The following is a 2,792-nucleotide window of genomic DNA, read 5'->3' on the forward strand; positions in this document are numbered from 1 at the left end:
GGAAAGCACACCCCTACTGTTCGACCATACCCCCATCGCCGCGCGCGCAAACGTCAGTAGTACGACCCGTGCGATAGGCCGTCGCAATGATCCATCACGGCGCCGATCGCGGTCAATATAAAAATCTTCCTTGAGCCGGACTTTTAATAATGACTTTCCCCAATGCGAGCAAATATTTTTAATTTATCAGCAATGGAGAGGTTGCAATGCGGCACCAGAATATCTTCGACGAACAGTTTCCGAGGAAGCCATTATCAGAAATGAGCGAGAAAGAATGGGAGGACAATTATATACCAATTATAAAGAACAAAAATCACGAGATGGAATTCCACGTACACTTTGAACATGATCGAGAATTCATGAATAAAGTTGGTGCCAACAGGGTTTGGGCGTTCGTGGAGTGCGAAAATAATAGTTTTGCGATCCTTCCTGGCTACCACCGAGTGAATGTTCTCCACTACTACGTCACGCAGAAAGCCTGGAGCGATAACGACAGGGAATGTATAGTCTACATCAAATATGAATGAACATTTCATTGCACAGCACGAGTGCAATTCAATTCGACAACCGGAACATCGTCGCCTCAACGAGGTCCTCGAAGTAGAACGTGGCTAATCCCATACTTTGGTGAACTCGGCGAAACCATCGCCTCTCGGTCTGATAGCAGCACCACCACTCGGCGACCATGCGACGGTAATCATCTGCCATGTCATCGAAGTTGAACACTAGTTCGACTTTGTAAGGGGCGTCGAAGGTGCCCGGGATGGACGGCTTGTTCATCGCTGCGCACCCGTCTGACCGAAGAGGACTCGCCATCCGACCCAGATGGCGAGTCCCCATCGGCCATGCGTGAGCAGTCGCCGGAAGATGACCAACTTTGCATCCGTCGAGATGCCACCGCCAAGGGCGAGGTAGTTCGGCGCGCGCGAGCACCAGTAGGTAGAAAAGTGCCGCTGGCTGGTGGTCAGTCGTCGGCGCCGTAGGGCGGAATACAGGTCGGTCATGTCGGTCCTTTCGCGGTAGCCAGGCCGACCGTGTGATGTCGCCTGACCTACCTATTTAGCTCCCGGCCGACAAGGAGAGGCGAGACAAGCAACTGATTATAAATGGAAAATAAAAGATATAGATGTTTCGACCTCTGATTCATTACGGTCAACTAAGTGGCAGGGCCAGGCTAACGCCTTCCGGCCGCACCGGTTTTCTCTCACGGCTTTTCAGACAGCCCCGCACCATACAGGCAGGGCAAAGGAAGAACTAAAATGAATAGTTTTGAGCAAGTTCTCACCAATCGCCACCCCGATCCCACCGCTTGGTGTCGCCACCATTCGACGGCAGAGTTCGCCTCCTACGTGGGCGCGGTAGAGGAAGCTCTCGATCTCCCGAACGGCACCAGTCGCTTGCCTGGCTCCAGCGTCAGCTTCCGGGGCGAACTGACTGTCGATTACCTTGGTGAATGTGACGGCCCGCAGGGCTCTATCTGCCACGCCCTGTCGTTGCGGCTGGGAGACGACCTGGAAGTGATAACCTGCGTTGAGGCTGATGGTGCTTACGGACGCCTTGCGTATCGAGGGCATTGCGACGCCTTCCAGCAGATCGCTGCGGAACTCCGTGTGTTCCGTGGTCGCTGCTTCTCCCACCTGCGCGATAGTCAGGTGGCGGCATGACCTATCCAGCAACCGTCGTAGAGGAATGCGAATCTCTCTGGACGAATTTCTTCGAGCCAGCCCTCGGCAAGCACGCGGCCAACCAGTTCCGCCGTGGGATGCGGCGACAAACTGACGATTTCGCCGACCGCTTTCTCGGCCCACAGCTATTCCGGCCGGATGTCGGGCCTGGCTTGTACGTGCCTGTGGACGTCGAGAAATATAGCGCAGGCCGCAATCACCTGCTGGCCGAAACGCTTATCGTCGAGCCCGACTCCTTCGGTCTCGATTGCGACCCTCGCAACGGCCTATCGTTCTTCGCCAACCCATTGCGGATTGGTGCTCAGCTTCCGGACCCCTTCGACGAAGATCGCTTGGTCTGGGAACCGCCCAGCGGCCGCGTCGCCATGGCGCCGATCCAGGTATTCACCTTCGAGTTCGACGAAGACATCCAGTTCCTCGGCGAACAATTGTCCTGGCTCAGATCGAAGAAGAACACGCTCGATTGTCCGATGGGCGACCTCTACCGCCACTGCGCGGCGTTCGCCGACTTCGCCGGGATCACCGTGAACTATTCCGGCAACAAGGGGCTGCACATCCACGTGGCCTTTCGCACCGACTTGGCCGTGACGCAGTTTCCAGGCCTGAGCGAGCCAGGCGCCGCCATTCGCGCCGGTTTGATCGAGCACTGGCGACGCCTGCACCTGGATGTCCTCCGCATTCTCAAGGTGCCCGCCGGGATTTCTGCCGACGCGTCGGTCAGACTGCCCGAGCAGTTTCGGCGGATTCCTAACGGCCTTCGTCGCCTCGAAAAGCCAAGCGTGTTGGGCGTTCCGGCTGGGGAAATCGTTCCGCAAGTGACACTTTGGGAAAAGTGGCCGGACCGTGCAGCACGTGATGCCTCCATGCTGTTCTTCACGCCATCACCATTCGTTGATCGAGTGGTGACGCCCACTGCGCGCGCCCAACTGGCAAGAGCAACGCCGTCGCATGTGTTCAAAGGTCACCTGACCGACGACGAGTTCAAATACTGCGAAGAGCGCATGACCGCCTTCTTCGGCGACTGGCCGAAGTTCGTTCGCCTCGAACATGCGAGCGACGGCTGGCGAGCCATTTTTCAGAATGATCCGGCCGACCAAAAGCCTTCGT

At 56.7% G+C, this 2,792-nt stretch carries 3 protein-coding genes; 2 read left to right on the forward strand and 1 reads right to left on the reverse strand.

The window, feature by feature from the left end:
* Positions 1 to 555 precede the first annotated feature (555 nt).
* On the reverse strand, positions 556 to 780 hold the full coding sequence (locus tag AX690_RS17440; RefSeq protein WP_066684200.1) for a hypothetical protein: 225 nt from the start codon (positions 778 to 780) through the stop codon (positions 556 to 558).
* A gap of 479 nt (positions 781 to 1,259) precedes the next feature.
* Between AX690_RS17440 and AX690_RS17445 the strand changes: the two genes are divergently transcribed.
* Both AX690_RS17445 and AX690_RS17450 read left to right on the forward strand, forming a co-directional pair.
* Complete coding sequence (locus AX690_RS17445; protein ID WP_066684204.1) at positions 1,260 to 1,664, forward strand: hypothetical protein; 405 nt, start codon at positions 1,260 to 1,262, stop codon at positions 1,662 to 1,664.
* On the forward strand, positions 1,661 to 2,792 hold a 1,132-nt coding region (locus tag AX690_RS17450), incomplete at its 3' end, for a hypothetical protein (protein WP_156449716.1). The genes AX690_RS17445 and AX690_RS17450, both read left to right, overlap by 4 nt.

It is taken from the genome of Caulobacter sp. CCH9-E1 (genome assembly GCF_001556515.1).
GTDB lineage: Bacteria > Pseudomonadota > Alphaproteobacteria > Caulobacterales > Caulobacteraceae > Caulobacter.

What these genes read in the sequence shown, in the direction of transcription:
- AX690_RS17440 (WP_066684200.1), bottom strand. Translation starts at nt 780, where the DNA reads ATGAACAAGCCGTCCATCCCGGGCACCTTCGACGCCCCTTACAAAGTC.
- AX690_RS17445 (WP_066684204.1), top strand. Translation starts at nt 1,260, where the DNA reads ATGAATAGTTTTGAGCAAGTTCTCACCAATCGCCACCCCGATCCCACC.